Genomic DNA, 3305 nt, shown 5'->3' on the forward strand with positions numbered 1-3305 from the left:
CCCGCGTACTGGATGTACTCGGGTGATGCGACAACGCGGCGAGGCGCCGTGCCGGGCGTCGCGAGCCGGTGAACCTTTCCGCTCACAGCACTAGCGTGACTGCCATGGACATCACCATTCACACGAGCGTCCTCCCGCACGACGACCCGGAGGCGTCCCTGACCTTCTACCGCGACACCCTCGGCTTCGAGGTCCGCAACGACGTCGGAAACGGCAAGATGCGCTGGATCACGGTCGGCCCCGCCGACCAGCCCGGCACATCCATCCTCCTGGCGCCGCCGGCCGCCGACCCCGGGGTCACCGACGACGAGCGCCGCACCATCGTCGAGATGATGGCCAAGGGCACCTACGGCTGGATCCTGCTGGCCACCAAAGACCTCGACGGCACCTTCGAGCGGCTGCAGGCCGGCGACGCCGAGGTCGTCCAGGAGCCGACCGAGCAGCCGTACGGGATTCGCGACTGCGCGTTCCGCGACCCCGCGGGCAACCAGATCCGCATCCAGGAGCTGCGCTGAGCCGTCCGGCAACCGCAGGCCGACCGACAGCTGGGACGACATCGGTCTCAGGTGCGTCTTCACGAGGGTCCTCGGTGCTCCGACGCCTCGTCATCGAGTTCGCGCCGCAGGCGACCGCGGGGCTGCGGGTCGGCGGCGTCGGTGGCCGCCTGCACGTTGCCGGGCGTGGTCGGCGCGCTGGTGCCCGTCCGGTGTTCGGTCGCCGTCTGCGCCGGATGTCGGCCGGGCGGCTGTTGCGCGCCGACAACGGCGGCAGCTGCCGCTCCGGCCTGTGACGGTGGTCATCGTGGTCGGCTGAGGGCTCGCGCTGCCGCCGTTCGGGTTCGACGTGCCGACGGCCTGGGACCGGCGGCCCCGGACCGCCCGATCGGCCCGGCCGAGGCCGTTCCCGCTACACCGCACGAGTGCCGTTCTGTCCACTGCGACCCGGGCGCCGGAGTGATCTGTGACCGTAATCACCGCTCAGGTGTGATCTGCGATTTAGGGTCCTGCGGAGCGCGGGGATAACCTGCGAGATGGACATGCCGCGTACCCCGGGTCACCGTGTGCGCCTTCCTAGTGACAGAGCAGTCACGTTGCCCCTCGCGGCACGCCCACGCAGAAAACGAACCGCGAGACCATTGATTAAGGGACGGACGCGCGTGGACCTGTTCGAGTACCAGGCGAGGGACCTCTTCGCCAAGCACGGTGTACCGGTGCTGGCCGGTGAAGTCATCGACACGCCTGAGGCAGCCCGCGAGGCGACCGAGCGGCTGGGCGGCAAGTCTGTCGTCAAGGCGCAGGTGAAGGTCGGCGGCCGCGGCAAGGCCGGCGGCGTCAAGCTGGCCGCCACCCCCGACGAGGCGGTCGCCCGCGCGACCGACATTCTCGGCATGGACATCAAGGGCCACACGGTCCACAAGGTGATGATCGCCGAGACCGCGCCGGAGATTCTTGAGGAGTACTACGTCTCGTACCTCCTCGACCGCACCAACCGCACCTTCCTGGCCATGGCCTCGGTGCAGGGCGGCATGGACATCGAGGAGGTCGCGGAGAAGACCCCCGAGGCCCTCGCGAAGGTCCCGGTCGACTCCAACACCGGTGTCACGATCGAGAAGGCCCGCGAGATCGTCGCCCAGGCGAAGTTCCCGGCCGAGGTGGCCGAGAAGGTCGCCGAGGTCATGGTGACGCTGTGGGACACCTTCGTCGCCGAGGACGCGCTCCTCGTCGAGGTCAACCCGCTCGCCAAGGTCGCCTCCGGCGACGTCCTGGCGCTGGACGGCAAGGTGTCTCTCGACGAGAACGCCGACTTCCGTCAGCCCGAGCACGAGGCGCTCGAGGACAAGGCCGCAGCCAACCCGCTCGAGGCTGCCGCCAAGGCCAAGAACCTCAACTACGTCAAGCTCGACGGCGAGGTCGGCATCATCGGTAACGGTGCCGGTCTGGTCATGTCGACGCTGGACGTCGTCGCGTACGCCGGTGAGAACCACGGCAACGTGAAGCCCGCCAACTTCCTCGACATCGGTGGCGGTGCCTCCGCCGAGGTCATGGCGAACGGCCTGGAGATCATCCTCGGCGACCCGGACGTCAAGTCCGTCTTCGTCAACGTCTTCGGTGGCATCACCGCGTGCGACGAGGTCGCCAACGGCATCGTCCAGGCTCTTGCGCTGCTCAAGAGCAAGGGCGAAGAGGTCACCAAGCCGCTGGTCGTGCGCCTCGACGGCAACAACGCGGAGCTGGGTCGCCAGATCCTTTCCGACGCCAACCACCCGCTCGTTCAGCGCGTGGACACCATGGACGGCGCGGCCGACAAGGCCGCCGAGCTCGCCGCGGCTGCGAAGTAAGGGACGAGGGACTCCAACACCATGGCTATCTTCCTCACCAAGGACAGCAAGGTCATCGTCCAGGGGATGACCGGTGCCACCGGCATGAAGCACACCAAGCTCATGCTCGCTGACGGCACCAACATCGTCGGCGGCGTGAACCCGCGCAAGGCCGGCACCTCCGTCGACTTCGACGGCAACGAGGTCCCCGTGTTCGGGACCGTCGCCGAGGCGATGGAGAAGACCGGCGCGAACGTGTCGGTTCTCTTCGTGCCGCCGGCCTTCGCCAAGGCCGCCGTCGTCGAGGCGATCGACGCCGAGATCCCGCTCGCCGTCGTGATCACCGAGGGCATTGCCGTCCACGACTCCGCCGCCTTCTGGGCGTACGCGGGCTCGAAGGGCAACAAGACCCGGATCATCGGCCCGAACTGCCCCGGCCTGATCACCCCCGGTCAGTCCAACGCCGGCATCATCCCGGGCGACATCACCAAGCCCGGCCGCATCGGTCTCGTGTCCAAGTCCGGCACGCTGACCTACCAGATGATGTACGAGCTCCGTGACATCGGCTTCTCGTCCGCCGTCGGCATCGGTGGCGACCCGGTCATCGGTACGACGCACATCGACGCCCTCGCGGCGTTCGAGGCCGACCCCGAGACCGACCTGATCGTCATGATCGGTGAGATCGGCGGCGACGCCGAGGAGCGTGCGGCCGACTTCATCGCGAAGAACGTCACCAAGCCGGTCGTCGGTTACGTCGCGGGCTTCACCGCCCCCGAGGGCAAGACCATGGGCCACGCCGGCGCCATCGTCTCCGGCTCCTCCGGCACCGCGCAGGCGAAGAAGGAGGCCCTCGAGGCCGCCGGCGTCAAGGTCGGCAAGACGCCGACCGAGACTGCCAAGCTGGCGCGCGAGATCCTCGGCGCCTGATCGCTTCACCGCGTCGGAGCAGCACCGCAGTATCGCGTCACCGCACAGACGGCGCGGGCCC

General features: G+C 68.6%; 4 protein-coding genes. All 4 read left to right on the forward strand.

Annotated elements, in window-relative coordinates; translation table 11 throughout:
• Positions 1-104 precede the first annotated feature (104 nt).
• The gene (locus tag ABTZ94_RS36935) at positions 105-515 is read left to right on the forward strand and encodes a VOC family protein (protein ID WP_351207746.1); all 411 of its coding nucleotides are present in this window, start codon (positions 105-107) and stop codon (positions 513-515) included.
• A gap of 74 nt (positions 516-589) precedes the next feature.
• The gene (locus tag ABTZ94_RS36940; protein WP_351207748.1) at positions 590-790 is read left to right on the forward strand and encodes a hypothetical protein; all 201 of its coding nucleotides are present in this window, start codon (positions 590-592) and stop codon (positions 788-790) included.
• A 366-nt stretch (positions 791-1156) separates the two neighbouring features.
• Complete coding sequence (gene sucC, locus ABTZ94_RS36945; RefSeq protein ID WP_351207750.1) at positions 1157-2338, forward strand: ADP-forming succinate--CoA ligase subunit beta; 1182 nt, start codon at positions 1157-1159, stop codon at positions 2336-2338.
• A gap of 21 nt (positions 2339-2359) precedes the next feature.
• Positions 2360-3244 (forward strand): succinate--CoA ligase subunit alpha, encoded by an 885-nt coding sequence (gene sucD, locus ABTZ94_RS36950; RefSeq protein ID WP_266358624.1) that lies wholly within the window; start codon positions 2360-2362, stop codon positions 3242-3244.
• Positions 3245-3305: the final 61 nt, after the last annotated feature.

The sequence above is a fragment of the Streptomyces sp. NPDC002785 genome, assembly GCF_040295565.1.
Lineage (GTDB): Bacteria > Actinomycetota > Actinomycetes > Streptomycetales > Streptomycetaceae > Streptomyces.